Origin of the sequence: Yersinia pekkanenii (assembly GCF_001152565.1) — a bacterium.
Lineage (GTDB): Bacteria > Pseudomonadota > Gammaproteobacteria > Enterobacterales > Enterobacteriaceae > Yersinia > Yersinia pekkanenii.
This window is the reverse complement of the sequence record NZ_CQAZ01000022.1, coordinates 66,979-90,435: the sequence shown is the minus strand read 5'-3', so window position 1 is coordinate 90,435 and position 23,457 is coordinate 66,979. Positions and strand designations below refer to the sequence as shown.

Here is a 23,457-nt window from a genome sequence, read left to right as displayed (position 1 = left end):
TTTCTGGCCTTTTTAAACGTTGTCGTTATGGCGTTTGCTGAAACGCTGTCACCTCGGATTGCCTGTGATGTAGTATGTCGAAAATGAACCAAATATTTGCTTAACACTGCATCCCGGCACTTGACTACCACTTTCCTCAGTGACAGGTTGGTCGGCCCACAGACCAGATCCAATGGGATAGCCAGGCGTGAACCTGTTTTCTCCTGAGTGATGTGTAACATGTCATCCCAAATATCAGTAAATTTCATATTGGAAATGTCCCCGACCCTTTGACCAGTAACCAAAGCTGTACCGGATAAAACCGGTGTTAGCATTCAATGGACGCATAAAAAGAGTGATGGCAGTCGGGATACAGCCAAAAGTATTAAAGCTGCACAGGATATGGTCAGAGCGTATGGTATGACTGGACTTAACGTGGCACCATCATTAAAAAGCAGACATACTGAAGGCAACGCGATAGATATGAATATCTTATGGATGGGAGATTTGAAAATAAAAAATAAGAGCGGCGAGGAAGTTTTAATTAAGAGTTTTCCTAAAGATGGGATGAATATAGCACTCCATATGGTAGGGAAAAGTTTTGGTGTTACAAAATACCATTGTGGTTCTAAAGACAAACCTCATTGGTCAACGGATGGTAGATAACATGAAGAAAACGATTGTTTTTATTTTGCCATTTATTCTTTTACTTGGATGTTCACATGCTGCTATAAAATACCCTGCAGATATTAGTGAGTTTATAAAAATAGCGGATGAATGCCAATATCTTGCTGGCGAATGGGACTCATCAATCCCCAAAGAACGGCAAGTTACCCTAGAGAAAGAAGTAAATGTTACTTGTCCTAAAGCAACTGAATTACAAAAAAAATTAAGCACCAAATACCAAGAGAATAAGAAATTGTTGGACGTCATTAATGATTATGACTTCTAGCGTAATGTGTAGTAGCTCAAATTTAATAAGTCACCAAAAACCAACCCACTTAACTGTGGGTTTTTGCGTTGCATTGTACCATCTCACTGTTATGATGCGTGTAATGGTTACCGCATGCCTGAATGACGAATAGATGAATAATGGTATGTAGTAGGACTGGGCTTAATCGCGCGGTTGTTTATTACTGACTCGTTAATTATGTGATGACAAGCATTCTATTAATTTTACATATAATTTTTTTATGATATGTTCAATGTTATCTAAAATAACGCTAGTTATATATGAAATTAGTATAAGTAGAAATAGTATCAGTGGGGCATACCTGACAGAGTAAATTATTTCTGGAGTATAGTAATAGCAAAAAAATGAATGCGTTAACCACATATACAGAGAGTGTGTCCCAAGGTTGTTTATAATGTGGTGATGTATGGTGCTATTATATATGCATTTTATTAACATCACGAACAAAGGGGATGTAACAATTAACCCATACGTTTTGAATGTCACGAAAAAAGACATTATACATAAAAATGAAAATGAATAAAAAAATGGTGGATTTAGATGTTTCATAATTCCCGCTATCTTTTTATTTTCTTTCCCAAAAACGTAGCCAGAAATAAACGGGTATAACCATGCAAGGTACATGGATATGACGTTGTACCCCATTCGCTGAGAAAAATACCCTAAAGGTAATGATATCAGAGCCATGAAAATCAATGTGATGCTATTCAATCTTGATATTATAGGCAACGCAAGAACATAGACTACATACAGCCGTATAAACCACCATTCGCCATTGTAATCAGATGATACTCCTATTATATTTTTAGCTAGCTTTATCGGTGAACTATCATCCCAGTCATTATTTACAAATAAGAATCCTATTGGGATGAAAATAATAAAAACCAACCAATAGCTAAAATATAGTTTCTTTAATTTATTAAATGAATACTTGAAACTAATTTTGTTTTTAAAAGAATATCCGTAACCTGATATAAATAAAAACATAGCCACGCATATTTTACCAAAGGAGGCTATAAAATTATCAATATCCCATGTAATAAAAGGGAATGAATTAATGATGTTTACATCTGGAGGTATGCGTTCAGGAAATGCGAATAAGTGATGCATTAACATCAGAATAATAGCAATGCCTTTGATATAATTAGTTTCATTTCTGGTAAATAACATAGCTAACTCATTAAAAAATAATAGTGCGTATTTTTCCCATTAGAGCTTTCATTGTCAATAGTTTATACCTCATAAAGATAAATTTTATCATGTGGTAGCGATGAAACTGTTAGAGGGAAGGTTTTTTTATACTGTATCCATAGCGCGATATTCAATCAGTTTAAAAGGGTAACGGGCTAAATTTTAGCAGGATTCAAAAGTTTTCGGTATTATGGGGGCCAATGCCGAGGATAGTTCAAGATAAGAGCCAGCAACGCAAATCACAATACATATAAATAATCTATTATTGCATGACTTATTTTCCTTGTTCGATCATGGGGTATGTTCAGCAGTTGCAGGCTATTGATATTGGCACTGCACCTGATATCGAGTGGCCTGTGACACTTATCAACCCTCCTCGCTATCATGCTGTAGTCACGAATTGTATGGTAAGTAATTTCTGATATGTCAGAAGCAATAATGATGCCAAGCAAGTAGGGGGATAGAGCGACCAATAAACGGGACGATTGTTCTTTCCCCCCAATGCTCCTGCAAAACCGCGAGAAAATAACCATAATTAAACCACTAAAACCGTCCATTATTTACCTCGATCATCATTGTGTATATCTGTTGTTGCCTGATCTTATGACCGAGTAGGCGTTCGTCACAGAACTTCTGGAAAGCAGGAAGACATTTCATTTGTTATTAAATTGTTATTTTTGTTTCGAATGACGATTGACGCAATAATATGAAGAAATTATTTGACTGATTATGGTAACTCTCTATTCTTTAACGCAAGTTATTCAGCCTATAGATGTTTTCTATTCACGCTGAATTTATTTAACCGTTAGTTTTCATGATCGCATAAAATTTATTTTCTCTCTTAAAACAGAGGCTTATATTGTGATAAAGGATGTAGAAATCGTTAAGGCACGGCATCCGTTAGATAAGCAGCACATTAAACTGACTTATGTAACTCATTTTTACTGTAATCAGGGAAATATGGATTCTGTTGAGTCTTTGTTGAAGGTGTATGAATCTTATCCTGATGATATTAAAGATGTTGTCGAATTTGTCATTGTTGATGACTGTTCCCCATTAGAATATGACGTAAAAGATTATGATTTGAATTTCACATGGTTAAGGATAACCACTGATATTCAATGGAATCAGGCGGGTTCTCGGAATCTGGGCGTGACTTATGCTAAATCAGACAAGATTATTATCACTGATTTAGACTGCCTGCTGCCTGAAGACACTATGCGTTATCTGGTTAATGCCCGCAATCCAGGGCGTTCATTGTACCGTATCTATCGAACTGATGAAGAAACGGGTAAGGCATATCGCGGCCATCCCAATGTGTTCTTTATGTCCAGAGCTCGCTTCTTCCGGCTTTATGGTTATGATGAAGAGTTCGCAGGTCATTATGGCTCGGAAGATTACCGCTTTGTGAAATTCCATAAAGACCATGGTTCCACACCACGTTATCTGCCTAAGAAGTACAGATGCATTGAGCGTAACGTTGATAGGAAGAAAAGCTATCATTCTCTAAATCGTGATCTGCGCCATAACGCCCCCATTGATGATCGCAAAAAAAGTGAAATTGCGCGTTTTGGTGCAGAATACGGTCATAGCAGAATATTCCTTAATTTTAATTGGGAAATCAAAAAAGTGCATTCACGTCTGCCGACGGTACCTGAACGCAAGGTGTGGTGGCGGCCATTATGGTGGTTCCGCTACTTGTTCAGATCACTCGCGGCATAACTGCGGCTGCTATCAATATTCTTATAGCTAACGGTCATCTGATGGTTGGCTATGACGTACGTTAAGGCTGCGATACTCGGCAAAGAGTTATCAAGCAGCCTCAATGGGTTATCAAACTGAAGTGAGTGACTTATGACTTTTCCTGCTTCTACTCCTTTGCCCGGTTCACCGCCAGTGCATCGGTATGTTGGCATATTCTCTGGTGCAACGGCATTTCTGTTAGGTATTGGTTTACCCACTTCTAATTTTATAATGAATCTTTCGATGGTATTGGCTGTCACCTGTTTGCTGCTGAGCCGTGATACCCGCCATGTAAAAGCTTTGGCAAAAAATCCACTGATTTGGCTGCCCGCGATGATGTTTATACTGCTGGCGCTATCTTTACTCTGGAATCACAATCTGTACGGTAAAGTGATGGTCAGCAAGTATTCCAAGCTACTGTATATCCTGCCGTTAGCGATGTTCTTTGTGCTTTCTCGTTCACTTATCGGTTATTTTGCCAAAGGTTTTTTGTTGGCGAATGCCGTTATCCTGGCGGCGAGCCTATGGGTTGGAGTCCTTCATCTGCCTTTGGGGCGAATTGACCCACTGAATCCGTTTGTCTTTAAATTACAAATCACGCATAACTTCTTTATGGCACTGGCGGCCGTGATATGGCTTTCTCTGGCCTTCCGAAGCCTGGGACTTAAACGCTGGGGTTACGGCTTGCTGGTGTGTTTGGCCGTCTATAATATTGTCTTTATGGTGCAAGGCCGTACCGGCTATGTTGCTTTGGCGGCGGCTTTCGGGGTATGGGGATTACTGTCACTATCAAACCGTCAGCGTTTGGGTATGGTTGCCTGTGCCCTTATCGTTGCGGCTATTGTGATCATGGTACCAAACCGGGCGGTAGAGCGATTACAACAGGGGGTGACTGAGGTTGAAGCTTGCCTGGCAGTGACTAATGGTAATGCGAATGTTGCTTGTGACAGTTCCATGGGCGCGCGTACTGCATTTATGCTCGAATCGGCGAAGCTGATAGAACAAGCACCTATTTTGGGGCATGGGGCCGGAGGGTTCTGGTATAACTTTTCACAGAATGAATATAGCATAAACCCACACAATGAATATCTGATGCAAACTGTTCAGTCTGGGCTGGTAGGGTTAGTGTTGTTCCTCGGGTGGATGTTTTGTTATTTCCGCTCTGCCTGGCGTTTACCCATACAGGTTAGAAATGTACTGATTGCGTTGCTCGGTGCTTACTTGGCTTGTCACCTGTTTAATTCTTTCTTATTGGACTCTTCGGAAGGGCATTTATTTATCATCCTCACGGCGATCGTTGCCAGCTATTCAGTGTTGCCGCCGAAAGAGCAGCTCGAAACAATAAAAGCAACATCAAGTTAGTCGTCAATAAAGTGGCGCTGAAAATAAAACAGGCAGGTGCACAATGTGGCACCTGTTTTTTTATCTGTTCACTCAGGCACTAGCTATGGCTAATCAAGGCATAAGTTCTAGTATCCCTCGTTAAAACCACATAACTCAAGAAACTCATAAACGGTGGAATACAGATGATACGGCGAGAAGAACATCCAGGCAAAAAGTGATAATAAAACCATAATGGCAACCAGCAGGACTTTATCCAGCAGCACTTATCCTCCTTGTATTATTTGAGCCAATAAACCTTGCCGGATTGACCTATTGTTGTAAATGCACGCGATGCATCAACGATAACGTAACCTATGAAAACGCATGGTTTATGTTAGCAAAAATGATTTTTTGTCGCCATTGGTAACGAAATTATTATCAACAGACCGGGAGTGCCGAGGTTACCCATAAAAAGCCCTCGATAGCGAGGGCTGAAACACTAACGGTTGGCCTTATCATCAGCCTCATCGATCAGACCGTTGGCTATCTTGCTGGCATCAAGATAATGCGATGTGCTTAAGACTCTGTTCAGTGTCTCTCTGACGCTGAACAGAAATTGATCGTTATCCGACTCATTAGCACATTCAACCATTAATGCGACAAGCAAAGCTTCATGGGCGATCAAATGATCTTCACCAGGTAAGTTTGCATCAGTTTCACCTTTGTGAGCGCGGGCAGATGTTTGATTAAGTGATGACATAAAACTCCTTATTTAATAATTGAATAACCACCTACCCACTATAGCGGGGTTTCTGTTTATTGCTATGACAGATGAGTTGTCTGCCATTGTTTCTATAACAGATAATTCAGTGATTATGTGCAATCTGCGTTATTTTAGCCATATGTCATTATCAGCTTAGTGGCCGATAAATTCGGACTGCAGCGGTCAGGCGCAGGGTGCGATGCGCTAGCTCCTCTGCCGCGCCAGCATACTGTTCGACCATGGCCGCATTCTGATGCGTCATCTGGTCCAACTGACCAATTGATTGGTTGATTTGGCCAAGAGCCTGGGTCTGTTCATGGGTTGACGTACTGATTTCACTGATTAAGGTTGAGACCTGCCCCGCTTGTTTGACGATATTATCCATGGTGGCACCGGCATTTTGCACTAACGTGCTGCCATCGCGCACCCGTTCCACACTGGTTTCAATTAACTGTTTGATTTCTTTGGCTGCAGTTGAAGATCGTTGTGCCAAATGGCGCACCTCACTGGCAACGACGGCGAATCCCCGACCTTGTTCACCCGCCCGTGCCGCCTCCACCGCAGCATTAAGTGCCAGAATGTTGGTCTGGAAGGCGATACCCTCAATCACACTGATAATATCGACAATACGATGGCTGGAATCATTAATTGTACCCATGGTTTCAATAACCTGGTGCATCAGCTCGCTGCCTTGTTCGGCAGCATGGCTACTCATCGCCGCCAATGATGTTGTTTCATTGGCACTATTGGCACTGTTTTGCACCGTGGCGACCAATTGTTCTGTGGCGCTGACGATATGCTGCAAGTTGGCTGTAGCTTGCTCGGTCCGGACTTTTAACTCACGATTCCCTGCCGCTATTTCACTGCTGGCGGTGTTAATACCATCAACCTGGCCGCTGACATCATCGGTCAGGGAGCGAAGATTCAGACCCAATTGATTGACACTACGCATCAAATAGCCAATCTCATCAACCCGGTTTAGCTGTACATAATCACCGGCCTGTCCGGAAGAAACATTCTGCGCTTGCTGTAAAATGGCAGCAAGCGGGCGGGCAACCTGGCGCTCTAGCCAAAACGAGGTGATGATACTACTGACGACCGTCGCCCCCGCCATTACCCACAGTGGCAAACCGGTAATGTCCATCACCCCGGCAGCCACCGTTGGGAGCAGTGCGGCAGACAATAAAGCTCCGCGCAAACGCCAGCGTAATGGCAGAGTTTGGAACAGTGATAATAATGACAGCCAGCCGGTACGAACAATTAACCCGCGATATAGCGCAATGCGGCGGCGCTTTGCTTTGCCGGAGTTAAAGTCGGCATACAGCGCTTCAGCTTGCTTAATCTCTTCCCGTGTTGGCGCAATTCGCACTGATATATAGCCGGTCAAACGGCCCTCATGGCGTAATGGTGTAGCATTGGCACGTACCCAATAATAGTCACCATTCTTACGGCGGTTTTTCACCAGTGATGACCAGGAAAGACCGGCATTCAAGGTTTGCCACATATCAGCAAATGCGGCGGGAGGCATATCAGGGTGGCGCACCATATTGTGAGGCTGACCTAATAAGTCCTGATATTCAAAACCACTGGCGCGCACAAAAGCGGCATTGGCATAGGCAATATTTCCGCGAATGTCGGTGGTGGATTGCAAGGTGGTATCGCGATCAATGGGATACTCCTGCCGACTGACAGGCTGGTTGACTCTCATAATAACCTCAGTAAATGGGGGAGTTCCCTGATAACAGGTGAGTACAATAATTACTGACGGTAATCGGCCGCGAAAGATAAAACTTTATACTTTTATTAATTAAATTATCAATTCCCTATAAAGATGCTTTTTATTCACCTTGTTGCACTTATTTAGCGCATTTTATTTTTATGTAATGATTAGTTTATCTAAATTTATTATTTAATTTTAACTATTTATAAATAATTAAAGTTCATTCTTATTGTAATTAAATTGTTTTAAAACAACAAGTTACTCCAAGCCGATCAGCATTGGATGATATTTTATCGGTGAGGGTAGTAAAGGAGTGTGCTGATGTAATGATTTTTGTCACTGATTTGGGAGGAATATACCTAAATTTTGCTTAAAAGTTACAGGATATGATGGCAATAAGGTTTTTTCGTCGTAATTGTCTATTAATTATGAATGCGGCAATAACTATTTGTTACGGCCGTCTTTGATTTCACTCTGATTAAATCAGTATGAAAGGTAAAAATCCCTGCAGGGCAGGGATGAGAAAGTTTGGAACGACACTGATTACCCTTCAATATAACAATATTAACCATCCAGATGTCTGGCATTCTCCTGAAGGCGTTTGAACGTGGCATAGCGGCGTAAATGCCGATCGCTATATTTCATCTCTGGCCAGTATTCGTTTTCGATAGCAGAATAACGCGCCATACCCTCGGCGACCGATGAAATAAGTTTGCCAGCGTAGGCGGCGAGGATCGCCGAACCTAGCAGCACGGGTTCCGGTGCTTTGGTTGAAATGACCGGGCGTCCGGTAGTGTCGGCCAGCAGTTGACGAATTAATGGATGCTGCCCAGCGCCGCCACTGACAACAATATTTTCAATGACAGCCCCCGCCTGCGCCTGCGCATCAATTATCTGTCGCAATCCGTAGCCAATACTGCATATCCCGGCAATATAAAGTGACAGAAGACTATCAATATTGTTCTCCATGCCCAGACCGGCAATCACCGCCCGAGCATGGGGATCGGCAAAAGGCGCACGATTGCCCAGAAACTCGGGCACAACATGGAGCCCGTGCGTGAGTTCGACTGCCTCTGAAGCCTTGGTGATTTTCTCAAGTACCAAATTCGCCAATAGCACGGGCAGGGGCAACGAATGCTGCTCAGCAAGAATTTCTGCTTCACGGGCCGCTGGATGAAACAATAAAAGCTGGTCTATCGCCGCACCCGCCGCGCTCTGCCCGCCTTCATTAAGCCACATGCCCGGTACCATGGCCGAAAAATAAGGCCCCCACACCCCAGGGATGAAAACCGGTTGTTCTGTGGTTGTCATGGTGCACGAAGAGGTACCAAATACGTAAGCAAGATTATTGGTGGCGTTTCCTTTGATCCCGGCAGTACCGATGCCCCCAGCGTGAGCATCAATCATGCCTGCCGCCACCGGCGTGCCAACGGGTAAGCCTAACTGACTCGCGGCTTGCTGAGTCAGTCCCTCACCACAACAGGTTCCCGGCTCGACGATGCGCTGACCAATACGTATGAATTGTTCGTCTACAATTTCGCTTAATCCAATTTGACGAAAATAGTCGTCGTCCCAACGTTTCTCATGGGCAAGATAAGTCCATTTGCAGGTTACAGTACAGGTAGAACGCGCCAGATCACCGGTACAACGCCAGGTAAGAAAATCTGCCAGATCAAAGAACTGCCAGGCTTTATCGTAAATTTCTCGACGGTTTTCCTTGAGCCAAAGTATTTTCGGTGTCTCCATTTCGGGGGAAATCTTACCTCCTACATACTTAAGCACCGGATGATTCAGTGCATTAATACGTTCGGCCTGTTCTGTAGCACGATGGTCCATCCAGACCATGATATTTCGCTCAGGATCGTCGGTTTCACCCACGGCCAGAGGATCACCATTTGCATCGATAACCACCAGGGAACAGGTCGCATCAAAACCAATGCCCGCCACGCGTTCAGCAGCGATGCCGGATCTATCGACCGCTTCTCTGACGGCTGAACACACAGCATGCCAAATCTCGCGGCTTGATTGCTCGACAGCGTGACCGGTGCCACGAAAAAGCGTGATGTCCCTTTTCGCTGCCGCTAACAGGGTGCCAGATTGGTCAAAAACACCGGCACGAGCACTTCCGGTACCGACATCTACCCCAATAATTACCCGGTCATCCGCAGGATTTTTATTTTGTGGCGCTCCGTTCATAATTTCTCCATTAAAAAGCGGGTGAAGGGACGTTTCTATCCCTGATACGCTTAGAGATCAACGCTGTTAGGCACAATGACCAGGTCGCGTACGGTAACGTGCCTTGGGCGAGTGACCATAAACATAACTGCTTCAGCGACCTCGATGGGTTGCATCAGGCTGCCATTCGCCAAGGCCTCTTCCAGTTTGGCTTTTGGCCAGTCATCAATCAGAGCGGTAACGACCGGCCCCGGCAACACTGCACCGACGCGAATACCATGCTTGGAAAGCTGACGGCGCGTGGTGTGAACAAATGCCTGCACCGCAAATTTGGACGCAGTATAAATGGGTTCCCAGATAACCGGTACCACCCCGGCAACGGAACTGGTGAAGAGAATATCGCCTGATTTTTGCGCGATAAGGTGAGGCAAAACAGCATGAACTGATCGAAATGCCGCATTGATGTTCAGATTAAGCATGCGGTCCCAGTCATCTGGGTTACCTTCCTCGATGGGGCCACCAACATAAGATCCAGCATTGGCATAAAATATATCCAATCCTCCTGCGACGGCCAAAATCCCACTGAGCATGCCGGAAACTTCCTGCGGTTTCAGCAGGTCGATAACTAATGGATAAGCATGCTCACCCAGTTCTTTTGCCAACTGCTCTAGCCGATCACCGGCACGGTCAATCAGAACCACTTTCGCGCCGGCGGCCAGAAAAGCGCGGGCGCATTCAAGACCGATGCCTGATGCAGCACCAGTAATGGCGACAACTTTATTTTCAAGTGAATTATGCATGGGTGTTTCTCCAGTTTGAATGAGAGGGGTCAGGAACGACCGTGTGATAAACGAGAGCGACGAGCCAGAGAATCAACAATGACGGCCACCGCCAGTACGCCGCCAGTTATCATGTAACGCAGTGACGATGGCAGATTGAGCAGCGTTAAACCGTTTGAAATCGACTGGATCACAATAATACCCAACAGCGCCGAGTAGGCACTTCCACGGCCACCAAACAGACTGGTACCGCCAATAACCGCCGCAGCAATGGCATTAAGATTGACATCACCGGTGCCGGCCTGTTGGCTGGCAGAAGCCAAGCGTGAGGCGGCGAGGATCCCACCGATGGTCGCCAGAGTGGAACAAAGCATAAAGGCGCTAATATAGATGGCTCGCACATTGATACCCGAGCGCCGCGCCGCCTCTCGATTACCCCCTACAGCGAACATCGAACGGCCCCATTTGGTGCGTTTCAGCGCGTAGTTAAGCAGCATCACAAACACCACAAATAAGCCAAAGATCCATGGCACGCCGCGCCCAAGATTAAGATAGAAAACAGCAACTTCAAAAATAACCGTCAAAATAATGACACGTATCAACAGCGAACTCATCGGCTCGGACGACAGGTTAACCTGTGTACGGCGAGTTTGTGTTCGCAGTCCCTGAACCAACATTAATATGCCGGGGATCAACGCCATAATGTGCGAGAACCAGCCGGGCATCACCATCACCTGGCCAAAGCGCACCAAGGGCGAAGCATAAGGCAGGTTAATACTCCCCGACGGGCCCAGGATGTAGAGTTGCATGCCCAGCAAGGCCAGTAACCCGGCAAGTGTGGCGACGAAGCTGGGCATCCCGATACGGTTATAAAGCTCGGCATAAACAATGCCCACGACCGCGCCCATCAGAAGTGCTACGACAATGGCCGCTTCCACTGGCCAACCGAGTTTGACCCATAGCACGCCGATAATTGCCGATGAAAGCCCGCTGAGTGAACCGACCGAGAGATCAATTTCGCCTAGCATTAGCACACAAACGATACCCAGGGAGATAAAACCGACGGTTGCGCAGTCAAACAGCATATTCACCAGGTTATTGGGGGCAAAATAGACCGGGTTGAGGACGCTAAATACCAGTGAAATCAGGATCAGACCTAATACCACCGGTATCATCCCCAGGTCACCGGTTTTTATTCGATTGATAAAAACATGAAACACGCCGAATAGGCTGTCATTGTGCAGCACTCGTTCATCACTGCGATCGAGCGCAGGAGTTTGCTGCAAGTTTTTCTTCGTGGTGTTATTCATGGATTCAACATGCCTCCAGGCTGATTTTCATGCGTTTTTCTTTCGACCCGGCGTGATACGGCGTTCTCGGTGGCACCGGTGATAGCTGCCACTAAATCCTGATTGGATGCGTCAGGGGTGAAAATACCTTTATTACGACCTAGGCGCAGCACAACGATACGATCGGCTACCGCCCGCACATCTTCCATGTTATGACTGATAATAATCACGCCCAGCCCACGAGCACGGACGCGCTCAATCAGGTTAAGTACCTCCGCTGTTTGGGCAACCCCCAGTGCGGCGGTCGGTTCGTCGAGCATGACAATTTTTGGATTGAGCAGTAGCGACCTTGCAATCGCAACCGTCTGGCGTTGCCCACCGGATAACGAGGCAACCGGTTCACGCACTGAGGGAATGCGAGCGGCTAATTCTTGCAAAAGTGTCCAGGCCCTGACTTCCATGGCGACTTCATCGAGCCGCCATGCAGACAGTTCATGACCTAAAAAAAGATTGGCAACAACATCCAGATTTTCGCAAAGCGCCAAATCCTGGAATACAGTGGCGATGCCATGCTTAAGCGCCTCACCGGGGCGACTGAACGTAACTTTTTTACCCTCAAACTCCACCGTTCCGGAAGACGGCTGATGGACTCCCGCCAGAATTTTGACCAGCGTCGATTTCCCGGCACCGTTGTCGCCAACCAGTGCGACAACTTCGCCAGCATAGATCTCCAAATCGATATCGGTCAGTGCGGAAACGGCACCAAAATTTTTCGAGACTTTGCTCAATTTAAGTATGGGCTGCACGTTGTCAGGAATATTGACCTTCTCGTTCAACATGAATGAGACCTTAATTTTGAGGAAATAGACCAATACGCCTGGTGACAGGCGTATTGGGTATGAATTACTGTGTGATACCGAGTTTTTTACAGTCTTGTACATATTCACCGGTACAAACCTGCTCAGGCGTCTGTATTTTTTTGTCGAAGATTTCAGCCTTGATATTTTTGGAGGTAATGACTGCAGGGACAAACAGTTGCGACGGAGTATGATAAAGCGTGCTGGTCGCCTTCGGTGTTTTCCCTTGAATCAACTCAACAGCAACCTTGGCAGCAGCAGCAGCAACAACTTCTGATGGCTTAGAAATGGTGTTGTACTGATCCCCTGCGATGATCAGTTGCAATGCCGCGATAGTGGCATCGTTACCTGTCACCGGTGGAATGGGCTGGACACCCGCTGCTTTAAATGCCGCTATCGCGCCACCACCGGTACCATCATTCGCCGCGACAACACCTTTGATTTGATCGCCGAAACGGGTGATTTGTCCAGCGCTCCACTCTTGAGCTTTAGGCGGTGCCCATTCAGGCGTATCGAACTCTGCCAGCGTTTTGTAGCCTGATCCTTTCAGCCCACGATGAATACCATCACGAATAAGGCCAGCCGCTGCATCGGTTGGCGATCCATTAATTTGGAGAATGCCCGCACCTTCAGGAACACCCGATGTTTTAAGCTGATCGACCAGCGATTTAGATATCGCATAGCCAATACCTTCGTTGTCGAATGACACATAGAAATCAGCCGGTTTATCCGGGACAGGTCGATCATAAGCAATGACTTTCACATTCTGAGAATGCGCAATTTCAACCAGCCCGGCGGCGGCGGATGAATCAACCGGATCAAGAACGATGACTTTAGCTCCTTGCGCAATAACCGAATTGAATTGCTGCTGTTGTAAGGCGGCATCGGCATTAGCATTCTGGTAAATCACTTTGCAATCAGCGCAGAGTTTGGCCATTTCAGCCTTAAACCCTGGGAAGTCATGTTGTTCATAACGGGTCGATGCCTGGTCAGGCATTAGGAACGCGACCGTCGCGGATCCTGCGGCCTGAACAGAGCCAACAGCACAAACCATCACAGCAGCCGATACTTTTAAAACGTTGCGATAATTCATTTCTTATCTCCTCAATTGTTCGGGAAAACATTTCAGCTCTATTTTGAGGGTTCATCAGTACAGACCAGACCTGATGATTGACCCCTTTAATGCTGGCAGGAGAAAGGGATTGCGGGACATCAGGGGGCGTGTTTACTTACATACGCTCCTCCCGGCTGACTTTTTCCTTAACCTCTATCGATATAATTAAACATTTTATTATCATCGATTTTACATTTGCTCAATCGATGGAGCATCATTGCCACTACTGAAATTTGGTGTCAAGCTAAGGCAAAAAAAGAGGGATGGATTTGTGATTCATATCAGAAAAATCAAGAAAACGACCATCTACGATCTGGCTGAACTCACTGGGGCATCAGCAAGCGCGGTAAGCTCCGTACTTAACGGAAGCTGGAAGAAACGTCGTATCAGCGCCAAATTGGCTGAAAAGATTTCGAAAATAGCAGAAGAGCAGGGATTTGCGCTCAATAAGCAAGCCAGCCTGCTACGGAGTGAAAAATCAAAAATTATCGGGATGATTGTGCCTAAGTACGATAATCGCTACTTCGGTTCCATTGTTGAGCATTTCGAGAGGATGGCGCGAAAACGTGGGCTTTTCCCGATAATTACCTGCACCAGACGCGATCCGGCATTGGAAATTGAAGCCGCCAGCGCGATGTTGTCCTATCAGATCGATTGGATGATTTCTACTGGCGCGACTGATCCGGACAAAATCACCAATATGTGTTCTCAGGCGGGCGTACCCACCCTTAACCTTGATTTACCCGGCAAGCTTGCACCTTCGGTTATTTCAGATAATTATGCCGGAGCCAAAGAATTGACGCGGCGTATTCTTAATAATTGCGAGAAACGACAGGGTAGGGTTAAACCGCTTATTTTTATTGGTGGTCGCCAGACGGATCATAATACGAGAGAGCGCTTACGGGGCTTTACTGATGCACATAAAGAGTTTGGTATTGATATTATTGAATCGAATATTCTTGCCTGTGGCTATGCTCCTGAAAAATCAGAAAATGCGTTAATAAAATATAGCGCACAGCACCACAATAATATTGCAGGACTGTTTGTCAATTCAACGATTTCACTTGAAGGTGTCATGAGATGGATATCGACGTCAGATTATACCGGCGAAAAACAACTCGCGATGGGATGTTTCGATTGGGATCCCTTTGTGGCGCTATTAGGTCACGAGATTGAAATGGTCAAACAAGACGTACCTGCCATGTTAGATGCCGTATTTAAGATCATTGACTGCGGGAAAACGGATAAACAAGTGATAGAAATCCCTCCGCTGTTCTCAAATTAATTTCCGTATAATGAATGAGAAGGCTCTTTCCATTTGATCCGAGGTTGGTTGGATATTGAGCGGTGCCCACAGGACTGCCGCTCAATATTATCTTGGCCGAGTAGAATGGGTTATAGCGTAGCCAGAATGGCTTCAATCACTGTTGCTTAATGTATAACTGTTATCAAACATGGCTGCTGTTGATAACAAATCACATAAAAGCATCACAGAGTTTTCAACGCTTCAACCGACTCGATAGCCATGGAGGGAATAAACTCGGTCACGTTATAATCTGCCACGGCATTAAACGGATCTTCTGCCAATATCTTATCCAACGTTGCACGGTCAATACTCTTCACCAGAATAATACCGCCGGTACGTGGCACTTTACGGCCTGATGCAATAAAGACGCCTTGCGCATAGTATTTCTTCAACCAATCTTTATGGTTTTCAGTGAGGGCTTCGACGACATCGATGGGTTTATGGTAAGTCAGACTGACAACAAACATACGAAACTCCTTCAGGGCGAATGTGTATTTAAGATAACGCCTTGGCTTATGGCTGACAATGATAAGACACAGTATGATGCCGCTTATTCATATTGCGCTGGAGTGTGGTTTTAGTTCTGCCAGCCACTTTAACAACTGTTTTAAAGCCGTTTACGGTTTAACCCTGCGGGCTTAAAGCCGCAGGGTTAACCAGACCCACTTTGGGGATAATAAATAAGTGGGCAAAAGTTATACGCTACTCAGGATACAATCTAGTTGTCGTAATCCTGAAGCTCACGCAGGCGTTCTTGCTCCTCAGCGATAACCGCGTTAATTTCGTCCAGAACGCCTTCAACATCTGCGGCTTCAGTGCTTTCTGCAAATTCACCCGTCAGTTGAGTTTCAGGCTGTAGCTTGCCATCTTCATAGAGTGCCCACATCTCTTTGGCGTATTTACGATCCAGCAGTTCTGGCGCGTATTGACCATAATAGTGTGTCATATTCGCGACATCACGCTCTAACATAGCTTTAGCATGGTTGTTAGCTGCAGCATTGACCGCCTGTGGTAGATCGATAATCACCGGGCCGTCTTTATCGATTAACACATTAAATTCTGACAAGTCGCCATGGACCAAACCAGCACAAAGCATTCGCACTACGTATTGGATCATCACTGCATGGTCAATCAACGCTTGCTCTTTGGTGAATGGGACGTCGCTGAGTCTTGGAGCAGCAAGGCCGTCTGCATCCGTAACCAGTTCCATCAACAAAACACCATCAAGACAGGCATAGGGCTGTGGTACCCGTACACCGGCATTGGCTAACAGATATAAAGCATCCACCTCGGCAGTTTGCCAGGTTTCTTCTTGTTGTTTACGGCCAAATTTTGATCCCTTAGCCATGGCGCGAGCGTCACGGCTATTACGGACCTTACGCCCTTCCTGATACTGAACAGCTTGTTTAAAACTGCGATTCTCAGCTTCTTTATAAACTTTAGCGCAACGGATATCCTGCCCACAACGGACAACATAGACATCAGCTTCTTTGCCACTTTTCAAACGACGGATGACTTCGTCAACCAAGCCGTCATCAACCAGCGGTTGGATTCGTTTTGGAATTTTCATGGCGTCCTTTTACCCTATTTAAGCCCGCGATGGAATGGCTTTGGCGGAATTTTCCTCCAGTTTACCATTCGCGCCCAGTATCGGGTGGTTTTTACTGAGTATCAGGCGGCACTGAACTGGGCATTATGCAACTTGGCATAGACCCCTTTCCGTGCCAATAATTCATGATGATCACCCTGTTCCACTATCCCTTCCTTATCGACCACAATGATACGATCGGCACGTTGAATAGTGGCTAAGCGGTGAGCGATCACCAGCGTGGTCCGGCCTTGAGATAATTCGGTTAACGCAAGCTGGATGGCTTGCTCAGTGGCAGTATCCAGCGCAGAGGTGGCTTCATCCAAAATCAAGATCGGTGGATTCTTTAGGAAGATACGCGCAATTGACAGGCGCTGTTTCTGACCACCCGATAATTTCACCCCACGCTCACCCACCACAGTATCCAGCCCCTCTGGTAGGCTTTCAATCAACTCATCCAGACGGGCGTGTTGTGCAGCTATCATGATCTCATCATCGGTAGCCGCTAGTTTACCGTAAGCAATATTCTCACGGATAGACCCGCCGAATAAGAAAACATCTTGCTGAACAATACCAATATTATTACGTAATGATTGTTGAGTCATCTCACTGATATTAATACCATCAATGGTGATTGAACCACCATCCAGTTCGTAGAAGCGGGGCAGCAATGAACATAAAGTGGTTTTACCCGCGCCGGAGGGGCCGACGAATGCGACGGTTTCACCTGCGCGGATATGCAGGTTCAAGTGGGTAAAAATTTTATTTTGTGGTGAATAACCGAAACTGACATTTTGGTAACGAATATCGCCATGGAGGTGGCCAACCGCTTGGGCGTTTGGCTTATCAACAATATCGGGTAACGTATCGATTAGTTGAGTGAATCGTTTGAATCCAGCAATACCCTTAGGATAACTTTCCAGCACGGAGGTTATTTTTGCTACAGGGCGGAAAAAGACTTCGACTAACAACAGGAAACCGACAAATCCACCGTAGCTCAGCTGGTCATGTACTACATACCAGGTACCTGCGACCATCACAATCAATTGCACCAGACGGGTACTGAGGTAGCTCATGGTCATACTGGTGGTCATAATGCGGTAAGCCCGCAGTTTAGTGGTGCGGTAGCTTTCATTATCTTTGGCGAATAGTTTCTTCTCATGGGACTCATTGGCGAAGGCTTTTACCACACGAATACCCCCAATACTTTCTTCAATGCGGGCGTTAAAATTGCCTACCTGACCAAATAGCTTGCGCCAAGTCTCCGTCATTTGGGAACCGTACCGGCTGACCAGATATGTCATAAACGGCACTATGATGATAGTGAGCATAGCCAATGGCAGATGAACGGATGCCATTAGAATAAATGCGCCAATAAAGGTCATCACGGCAATAAAAAGATCTTCCGGGCCGTGATGGGCAATCTCACCGACCTCTTCAAGGTCTTTGGTCACATGGGTGATGATATGACCCGTTTTCATATTGTCGTAATAGCTAAATGATAACTTTTGCAGGTGGCTGAATGCCTGACGACGCATATCGGTTTCAATACTGACACCCAGTGCATGACCCCAGTAATTAACAATCGCCATCAGCGCAGTATTCAGCAGATAAATCATCAACAGGCCCGTTGCAGCACAGACGATCAACACCCAATCCTGGTTAGGGAGCAACTTATCAATGAACAGTTTTACTGCCATCGGGAAGCTCAGCTCCAACAGCCCGGCCAGAATTGCGCAACCAAAATCCAGATAGAAAAGCCCTTTGTACGGAGTGTAGTAAGAAAAAAAACGGCGAAGCATTGAGGCATCCTTACAATTACTGAGGAAAAATCAGGATAAATGTCAAAAACGGTTTGCAGCATTATAAATGTAAATAGTTCTTAATAGCATTTATTTTGCCAGCTATTAGCCAATAATAGAATTCCTACCTGTAAGGATATGTCTTGACGCCGTTCTATTTTACCTAATGGATAAAATCACTTTTTCTATGGCCCTATGGGCTATTTAATTTTGTTTTGTTTCAGCTGTGAATATGCAGTTTTTAAAGGAAACCCTCATTTTCTCTGAATGGCATCTATAGGTCTTAGCCTGCTATTAGGTTACTCTGTTTTATATTGAATAAGCTCACATCAATGGAAACGAATATGGCGGAGTCATCAAATAAAAAACTGTCACTGTGGTCATTAACTTCGCTTGTCGTAGGGTCAATGATAGGTGCTGGTATTTTCTCGTTACCCGCCACATTTGGCCGAGCAACAGGGGGGTTTGGTGCCATAATCGCCTGGATTATTGCTGGTGGCGGTATGCTGACTCTGGCTTTTGTTTTTCAGACATTGGCGCAACGTAAACCGAATCTGGATTCTGGTGTTTATATTTATGCCAAAACTGGGTTTGGCGACTACGCCGGGTTTGCTTCGGCTATTGGTTTTTGGGCGGGTGCTTGTATTGGTAGCGTGTCTTATTTTGTTTTGATCAAATCGACATTGGGGGCATTCTTCCCGTTATTTGGTGATGGCAATACCTTATCTGCGGTTTTAATTGCGTCATTAATCTTGTGGAGTTTTCACTTCATGGTGTTGCGTGGCATCAAAGAGGCTGCAGCGATTAATACCATTGCCACGTTTGCCAAAGTTATTCCGATATTTATTTTTGTTATTGTTCTGGCATGTGCATTTCACACTGATACTTTTGCATTAAACTTCTGGGGCACTCAGTCGTTAGGGGGGGTAGGTGATCTCTCACATCTGGATGATTATGGTTATACCGGTCATGCGGCATTAGAAATAGTGGCTGGGTCTGATTCACTATTCTCTCAAGTTCGCAGCACCATGTTGGTCACGGTCTTTGTCTTTGTGGGGATCGAAGGGGCGAGTGTTTATTCCCGCTACGCAAAAGAACGAAAACATGTTGGTATTGCTACGGTACTGGGTTTTATCGGTGTTTTATGTTTGCTGGTGTTGGTGACGATGCTTTCCTATGGTGTGTTGCTTCGCCCAGACCTTGCTGCTTTACGTCAGCCTTCAATGGCAGGAGTACTAGAGCATATTGTTGGCCGCTGGGGGGCTATCTTTATCAGCATTGGGCTGATTATTTCAGTTATGGGAGCTTATTTATCATGGACCCTACTGGCCGCTGAGGCACTCTATTCCGCAGCGAAAAGTGATATTATGCCGCGCATATTCTCAACTGAGAATAAACGTGGTGTACCTTCTGCCGCGGTTTGGATGTCGAATATTTTTATCCAATTATTCTTAATTGGCACACTCTTTACTGAATATGCCTTCCAACTTGCACTTGAATTAACCAGCTCACTGGTTCTGATCCCTTATCTGCTCGTGGCGGCATATGGTTTGAAATTGGCCTGGACGCGAGAAACATACCTGGTCGATTCGGTAGACCTTAAGAAAGATTTTGTTTTTGCCTTGATTGCAACGTTATATGCCCTATTGATGGTCTATGCGGGTGGTTTGAAATACATATTGTTGTCGGCGGTGATATACGGTCCTGGAACTATATTGTTTATTATTGCTAAACGCGAGCAAAAGAAATCGGTATTTTCCCCGACAGAGAAATGTCTTTTTGCTGTGGCGATTATCGCTGCCATTGCTGCGATATACAGTCTGGCAACCGGATTGATTACGGTATAGCGACTTCAATCTATTTAAACTAGTTGATGTTACTTGTGAGCGCAGTTGTAGTTTATCAACTACTGACTTTTTGTCTTTGAGGGGAGGATAGATTATGTTTTTGGTATCTACAGACAAGAGTAAATTAGATCATCTGCTGGTATATCGATTTCTATCTGAACAGAGTTCATGGGCGCAGGGTATTTCATTAGACCGAGTTAAGCGCTCAATCGATGGCTCTCTCTGCTTTGGTGGATATTTTGATGATAAGCAGGTTGCATTTGCTCGGGTTATCACTGATTTTGCAACCTTCGCTAACCTGGTCGATGTCTTCGTATTACCAGAGTATCGGGGGCGAGGTTATAGCAAAATAATAATCAAACAGATTCTCCAATACCCTGATTTGCAAGAGTTACGGCGTTTTACATTAGCAACTTCAGATGCCCATGGTTTATATGCTAAATTTGGCTTTACAGCGCTAAATAATCCACAAATATTTATGCAACGTTACAATCCAGATATTTATCGGGAACAAGATTGAATATATTGAGCAGGATAGGGACACAACCTATTGCTTAAAATACTCAATAGTTATTAATGGGTTGCCTGATGCCCATAACTTTATAATGGATAGGCTTGATCTATAACGCAGACTACGACAGGATTGTATGGCATAACCCACTGCTGGAGTGGTTGATGTCCGGTTATCACCACTGACATTTGATAAAAATGAGATTTTTCTTATTCTAAGTCATGGTCGGCCGGTGCTAGTTAGTAGGTATTAATGTGAAAAAACGACAAGATATGCCCCCGAGTAGTGATTACCCAACGGGAATTGGCGATGCGCAATTTGCGCTCGTGGTTTTGCTTACAACATCATGTTTACTGATTGCAATCACGTTGGTTGCGATCCTATGGCTAATCTGATGCGCCATAGAAATTAGGGAGAATATATGGACAAGAGCCTATTTGATGATAATAAAGTCATTGCATTGATTGGGTTGCTGTTGGCTGCACTCATTGTAGTCAGTGTTATGTTCGCGATGACTTATATGGCGGACCGCCAGCGCCACGAAGCAAAAAACATCGATATACAGAACTGCTATAAAAAGAACTGAAAAGCGTTATTCTCCAGATAGCAATTGCAGGCATTCAGGCGAATAGTGAGAGTTGCGGGATGTTACGCCAGTTTCTGGTGAACAGCATGCAAAGGTAATGCGATATTCAGATCAATATCGGTATTTTGCCTGAAATCATACGGGGTGATGCCGTAACGTTTTCTGAACATGTAAGTAAAATGTGATTGTGAGCCAAAGCCAAAATCCAACGCAATATCAAAAATAGTGCTGTCACTGCTTCTCAGTTGATAAACAGCACCCGCTAAGCGTCTTTCACGAATGTACTTACCTAGCGATATCCCTGTGACTTCTTTAAATATTTTCTGCATATGCCAAAGTGAGTAGCCTGAGTACACGGCTAACTCTTCAAGGTAGATGACTCGCCCCAGATGGGTTTCGACCCATTTACTGAGGGCGCAGACTAACGCGAGGTGATTTTCTTGTGACATTATTTAGTCTGTTTTTTCTGGTTAGTAGTGGTGCAGTATACACAAGTTGAATCCAACAACACAAAACACCAAATTGACCCTGCTGGGGCAATATTTGTTATAAAGTCTTTTCGGACCGTGTTTGCAAAAGAGTGTTCTGGTGCCATAGTAAAAGGGTAGTGTCATCTGGAAAGGATGTATCCCGAGGATAAAAGGCTGAGTTTGGAAAAATAGAAATTAAGAATGATGAGGTGATCGCATGTTGATAACGGTGATTATGACTCTGATAGCGGTTGTAGGTGTGGCCGTTTTTGTCAAGATGCCAGTAATGGTTCTGCATAAAGGCAAAGGCGTAGGAGGTGACGAACTGTGAGATTAGGAATATTGTGATCGATATACATATAACGTGTTTTCCCTAGAACCAGGCGACGGATAACGTCATGCCTGGTTTTTTATATCCCATATTTATGCTGAAAGAGTCAATTCCTTTCCGTATCTTATTTGCCACTCCACCTCAAACAGACCAGCCATCTGCTGTTTTAATGCATCTATGGGTTCGCTGTAGGTATTTCATTCAGCAGGAATAATTCCAGTAATGTGCCTCAACAAAAGTGAGTGTATGACCGGGTAGGCTCAAGAAATATTTTAACGAACATGCTATTCTTACACGATATTATTATGAAGGAATGAGCATGTCTGAAATATTCACGAATGACCAAGAGCTGGTGTCTGATCTGGTTGCCTGCCAACTGGTGATTAAACAACTTCTTGATGTGATTGATATTATTGCGCCGACAGAAGTCCGGGGTAAAATGTCGCAACAACTTAAAACTATTGATTTTTCCACACACCCAGCGGGAGCTGACCCAGTGACTAAACGGGCAATTGAGAAAGCCATTGCATTGATTGATATGAAGTTTACGCAAAGATAACCGGTTAACGGTTTATCAGTATGTGATGCCGATCAACGCAGAGGTAATGCATTACCACCGGAAGTGGGTCAATAAGCGGCGGATTGATAGCAAACCCGCCGTTTGATTATTCAAATATGTTATTGCCAATTTTTTCACTAATGGGCAGTTACTGACGCCGATAATACCATTTTCGCCGTTTATAAATTGAGCGGTTACAATATTTCTGGCTGTGAGGTATTTACACTGCAAACCAATACCAGCGGCATTCTTATCACTGCCAATGAGTACGCCGTAACCTGAAAAGAGTAGGCCGAGGTAGATAATGACTACCACTAAAACCAGTCTGAATAAACTCATATTGTCACCTCATGTAATTAGTTTCACTTCTATTTTAGAACATATATTTAACAGTTTAACTTGTAATGATATACTGGCTAATAGTGAAAATCCTAAATCATATTGATTTATAAGATTAATCCGTAAATTAGCGGTGAAAATATGGTTACAGGGCGATAATCCACATTAGTAATTACATCTTGGCTATAAATGGTTGATGTTTAATACAGTAT

General features: G+C 44.8%; 22 protein-coding genes and 4 pseudogenes. 10 read left to right on the top strand and 16 right to left on the bottom strand.

What is annotated here, in order from left to right; all coding sequences use genetic code 11:
• Window positions 1–287 (bottom strand): annotated as a pseudogene (locus tag AEP37_RS24920) (integrase); the annotation flags it as partial.
• A gap of 127 nt (window positions 288–414) precedes the next feature.
• Between AEP37_RS24920 and AEP37_RS12850 the strand changes: the two are divergent.
• Both AEP37_RS12850 and AEP37_RS12845 read left to right on the top strand, forming a co-directional pair.
• A complete protein-coding gene (locus AEP37_RS12850) occupies window positions 415–645 on the top strand; it encodes a hypothetical protein (protein ID WP_235801336.1) in 231 nt (76 codons plus the stop codon).
• Between the two features lies 1 nt (window position 646).
• The gene (locus tag AEP37_RS12845; protein WP_235801337.1) at window positions 647–931 is read left to right on the top strand and encodes a hypothetical protein; all 285 of its coding nucleotides are present in this window, start codon (window positions 647–649) and stop codon (window positions 929–931) included.
• A gap of 192 nt (window positions 932–1,123) precedes the next feature.
• Here AEP37_RS12845 and AEP37_RS27895 read toward each other — a convergent pair.
• Window positions 1,124–2,038 (bottom strand): annotated as a pseudogene (locus AEP37_RS27895) (acyltransferase family protein); the annotation flags it as partial.
• Between the two features lie 467 nt (window positions 2,039–2,505).
• Window positions 2,506–2,635: pseudogene (locus tag AEP37_RS27890) on the bottom strand (STM2901 family protein); the annotation flags it as partial.
• A gap of 369 nt (window positions 2,636–3,004) precedes the next feature.
• On the opposite strand from AEP37_RS27890, the gene AEP37_RS12835 reads away from it, so the two are divergent.
• Both AEP37_RS12835 and AEP37_RS12830 read left to right on the top strand, forming a co-directional pair.
• Complete coding sequence (locus AEP37_RS12835; RefSeq protein WP_082170790.1) at window positions 3,005–3,865, top strand: glycosyltransferase family A protein; 861 nt, start codon at window positions 3,005–3,007, stop codon at window positions 3,863–3,865.
• 156 nt (window positions 3,866–4,021) lie between these two features.
• The gene (locus AEP37_RS12830; RefSeq protein WP_156168585.1) at window positions 4,022–5,248 is read left to right on the top strand and encodes an O-antigen ligase family protein; all 1,227 of its coding nucleotides are present in this window, start codon (window positions 4,022–4,024) and stop codon (window positions 5,246–5,248) included.
• Window positions 5,249–5,355: 107 nt separating this feature from the next.
• Here AEP37_RS12830 and AEP37_RS26535 read toward each other — a convergent pair whose 3' ends face one another.
• From AEP37_RS26535 to AEP37_RS12795, 8 genes are all read right to left on the bottom strand, one after another.
• Window positions 5,356–5,493: a hypothetical protein gene (locus tag AEP37_RS26535; protein WP_167337938.1), complete on the bottom strand. Its 138-nt coding sequence runs from the start codon at window positions 5,491–5,493 to the stop codon at window positions 5,356–5,358.
• Between the two features lie 215 nt (window positions 5,494–5,708).
• Window positions 5,709–5,969, bottom strand: a complete 261-nt coding sequence (locus tag AEP37_RS12825) for a hypothetical protein (RefSeq protein ID WP_049613684.1) — start codon at window positions 5,967–5,969, stop codon at window positions 5,709–5,711.
• Between the two features lie 151 nt (window positions 5,970–6,120).
• Entirely contained in the window at window positions 6,121–7,680 is a 1,560-nt protein-coding gene (locus AEP37_RS12820) for a methyl-accepting chemotaxis protein (protein ID WP_049613683.1), read from the bottom strand.
• A gap of 576 nt (window positions 7,681–8,256) precedes the next feature.
• Complete coding sequence (locus tag AEP37_RS12815; RefSeq protein ID WP_049613682.1) at window positions 8,257–9,888, bottom strand: FGGY-family carbohydrate kinase; 1,632 nt, start codon at window positions 9,886–9,888, stop codon at window positions 8,257–8,259.
• Window positions 9,889–9,938: 50 nt separating this feature from the next.
• Window positions 9,939–10,667 (bottom strand): SDR family oxidoreductase, encoded by a 729-nt coding sequence (locus tag AEP37_RS12810; RefSeq protein WP_049613681.1) that lies wholly within the window; start codon window positions 10,665–10,667, stop codon window positions 9,939–9,941.
• Between the two features lie 29 nt (window positions 10,668–10,696).
• Window positions 10,697–11,956, bottom strand: coding sequence for a sugar ABC transporter permease (locus tag AEP37_RS12805; protein WP_049613680.1), 1,260 nt, complete (start codon window positions 11,954–11,956; stop codon window positions 10,697–10,699).
• Window positions 11,953–12,774, bottom strand: a complete 822-nt coding sequence (locus tag AEP37_RS12800) for an ATP-binding cassette domain-containing protein (protein WP_049613679.1) — start codon at window positions 12,772–12,774, stop codon at window positions 11,953–11,955. The genes AEP37_RS12805 and AEP37_RS12800 overlap by 4 nt, the downstream gene beginning before the upstream one ends.
• A 64-nt stretch (window positions 12,775–12,838) precedes the next feature.
• Complete coding sequence (locus AEP37_RS12795) at window positions 12,839–13,885, bottom strand: ABC transporter substrate-binding protein (protein WP_049613678.1); 1,047 nt, start codon at window positions 13,883–13,885, stop codon at window positions 12,839–12,841.
• 310 nt (window positions 13,886–14,195) lie between these two features.
• On the opposite strand from AEP37_RS12795, the gene AEP37_RS12790 reads away from it, so the two are divergent.
• A complete protein-coding gene (locus AEP37_RS12790; protein ID WP_082170792.1) occupies window positions 14,196–15,191 on the top strand; it encodes a LacI family DNA-binding transcriptional regulator in 996 nt (331 codons plus the stop codon).
• 203 nt (window positions 15,192–15,394) lie between these two features.
• On the opposite strand, the gene AEP37_RS12785 is transcribed toward AEP37_RS12790, so the two are convergent.
• On the bottom strand, window positions 15,395–15,679 hold the full coding sequence (locus AEP37_RS12785; RefSeq protein WP_049613676.1) for a YciI family protein: 285 nt from the start codon (window positions 15,677–15,679) through the stop codon (window positions 15,395–15,397).
• A 52-nt stretch (window positions 15,680–15,731) separates the two neighbouring features.
• Between AEP37_RS12785 and AEP37_RS24915 the strand changes: the two genes are divergently transcribed.
• Window positions 15,732–15,854: a helix-turn-helix domain-containing protein gene (locus AEP37_RS24915; RefSeq protein WP_408068330.1), complete on the top strand. Its 123-nt coding sequence runs from the start codon at window positions 15,732–15,734 to the stop codon at window positions 15,852–15,854.
• A 76-nt stretch (window positions 15,855–15,930) separates the two neighbouring features.
• On the opposite strand, the gene AEP37_RS12780 is transcribed toward AEP37_RS24915, so the two are convergent.
• Window positions 15,931–16,782, bottom strand: coding sequence for a PA4780 family RIO1-like protein kinase (locus tag AEP37_RS12780; RefSeq protein WP_049613675.1), 852 nt, complete (start codon window positions 16,780–16,782; stop codon window positions 15,931–15,933).
• Between the two features lie 101 nt (window positions 16,783–16,883).
• Window positions 16,884–18,602: an ABC transporter ATP-binding protein gene (locus AEP37_RS12775; protein WP_049613674.1), complete on the bottom strand. Its 1,719-nt coding sequence runs from the start codon at window positions 18,600–18,602 to the stop codon at window positions 16,884–16,886.
• A 344-nt stretch (window positions 18,603–18,946) separates the two neighbouring features.
• Here AEP37_RS12775 and AEP37_RS12770 point away from each other — a divergent pair, with 344 nt between their 5' ends.
• The 3 genes from AEP37_RS12770 (at window position 18,947) to AEP37_RS25660 (ending at window position 21,546) form a co-directional block, all read left to right on the top strand.
• Window positions 18,947–20,449, top strand: a complete 1,503-nt coding sequence (locus tag AEP37_RS12770) for an amino acid permease (protein WP_049613673.1) — start codon at window positions 18,947–18,949, stop codon at window positions 20,447–20,449.
• A gap of 94 nt (window positions 20,450–20,543) precedes the next feature.
• Entirely contained in the window at window positions 20,544–20,969 is a 426-nt protein-coding gene (locus tag AEP37_RS12765) for a GNAT family N-acetyltransferase (RefSeq protein ID WP_049613672.1), read from the top strand.
• Window positions 20,970–21,381: 412 nt separating this feature from the next.
• Window positions 21,382–21,546 (top strand): hypothetical protein, encoded by a 165-nt coding sequence (locus tag AEP37_RS25660; protein ID WP_049613671.1) that lies wholly within the window; start codon window positions 21,382–21,384, stop codon window positions 21,544–21,546.
• Window positions 21,547–21,608: 62 nt separating this feature from the next.
• Here AEP37_RS25660 and AEP37_RS12755 read toward each other — a convergent pair whose 3' ends face one another.
• On the bottom strand, window positions 21,609–21,995 hold the full coding sequence (locus AEP37_RS12755) for a helix-turn-helix domain-containing protein (RefSeq protein WP_049613670.1): 387 nt from the start codon (window positions 21,993–21,995) through the stop codon (window positions 21,609–21,611).
• A 671-nt stretch (window positions 21,996–22,666) separates the two neighbouring features.
• Here AEP37_RS12755 and AEP37_RS12745 point away from each other — a divergent pair.
• Complete coding sequence (locus AEP37_RS12745) at window positions 22,667–22,906, top strand: DUF2766 family protein (protein ID WP_049613668.1); 240 nt, start codon at window positions 22,667–22,669, stop codon at window positions 22,904–22,906.
• Window positions 22,907–23,012: 106 nt separating this feature from the next.
• On the opposite strand, the pseudogene AEP37_RS12740 reads toward AEP37_RS12745, so the two are convergent.
• Window positions 23,013–23,245 (bottom strand): annotated as a pseudogene (locus AEP37_RS12740) (YobH family protein).
• Between the last annotated feature and the right edge of the window lie 212 nt (window positions 23,246–23,457).

Excerpts from the sequence above, each read along its gene's own strand:
- AEP37_RS12780 (WP_049613675.1), bottom strand. The coding sequence starts at position 16,782 with ATGAAAATTCCAAAACGAATCCAACCGCTGGTTGATGACGGCTTGGTT.
- AEP37_RS12805 (WP_049613680.1), bottom strand. The coding sequence starts at position 11,956 with ATGAATAACACCACGAAGAAAAACTTGCAGCAAACTCCTGCGCTCGAT.
- AEP37_RS25660 (WP_049613671.1), top strand. The coding sequence starts at position 21,382 with ATGGACAAGAGCCTATTTGATGATAATAAAGTCATTGCATTGATTGGG.
- AEP37_RS12800 (WP_049613679.1), bottom strand. The coding sequence starts at position 12,774 with ATGTTGAACGAGAAGGTCAATATTCCTGACAACGTGCAGCCCATACTT.
- AEP37_RS12770 (WP_049613673.1), top strand. The coding sequence starts at position 18,947 with ATGGCGGAGTCATCAAATAAAAAACTGTCACTGTGGTCATTAACTTCG.
- AEP37_RS12795 (WP_049613678.1), bottom strand. The coding sequence starts at position 13,885 with ATGAATTATCGCAACGTTTTAAAAGTATCGGCTGCTGTGATGGTTTGT.
- AEP37_RS12810 (WP_049613681.1), bottom strand. The coding sequence starts at position 10,667 with ATGCATAATTCACTTGAAAATAAAGTTGTCGCCATTACTGGTGCTGCA.
- AEP37_RS12825 (WP_049613684.1), bottom strand. The coding sequence starts at position 5,969 with ATGTCATCACTTAATCAAACATCTGCCCGCGCTCACAAAGGTGAAACT.
- AEP37_RS12755 (WP_049613670.1), bottom strand. The coding sequence starts at position 21,995 with ATGTCACAAGAAAATCACCTCGCGTTAGTCTGCGCCCTCAGTAAATGG.
- AEP37_RS12815 (WP_049613682.1), bottom strand. The coding sequence starts at position 9,888 with ATGAACGGAGCGCCACAAAATAAAAATCCTGCGGATGACCGGGTAATT.
- AEP37_RS12845 (WP_235801337.1), top strand. The coding sequence starts at position 647 with ATGAAGAAAACGATTGTTTTTATTTTGCCATTTATTCTTTTACTTGGA.
- AEP37_RS12775 (WP_049613674.1), bottom strand. The coding sequence starts at position 18,602 with ATGCTTCGCCGTTTTTTTTCTTACTACACTCCGTACAAAGGGCTTTTC.
- AEP37_RS12820 (WP_049613683.1), bottom strand. The coding sequence starts at position 7,680 with ATGAGAGTCAACCAGCCTGTCAGTCGGCAGGAGTATCCCATTGATCGC.
- AEP37_RS12785 (WP_049613676.1), bottom strand. The coding sequence starts at position 15,679 with ATGTTTGTTGTCAGTCTGACTTACCATAAACCCATCGATGTCGTCGAA.
- AEP37_RS12745 (WP_049613668.1), top strand. The coding sequence starts at position 22,667 with ATGTCTGAAATATTCACGAATGACCAAGAGCTGGTGTCTGATCTGGTT.
- AEP37_RS12765 (WP_049613672.1), top strand. The coding sequence starts at position 20,544 with ATGTTTTTGGTATCTACAGACAAGAGTAAATTAGATCATCTGCTGGTA.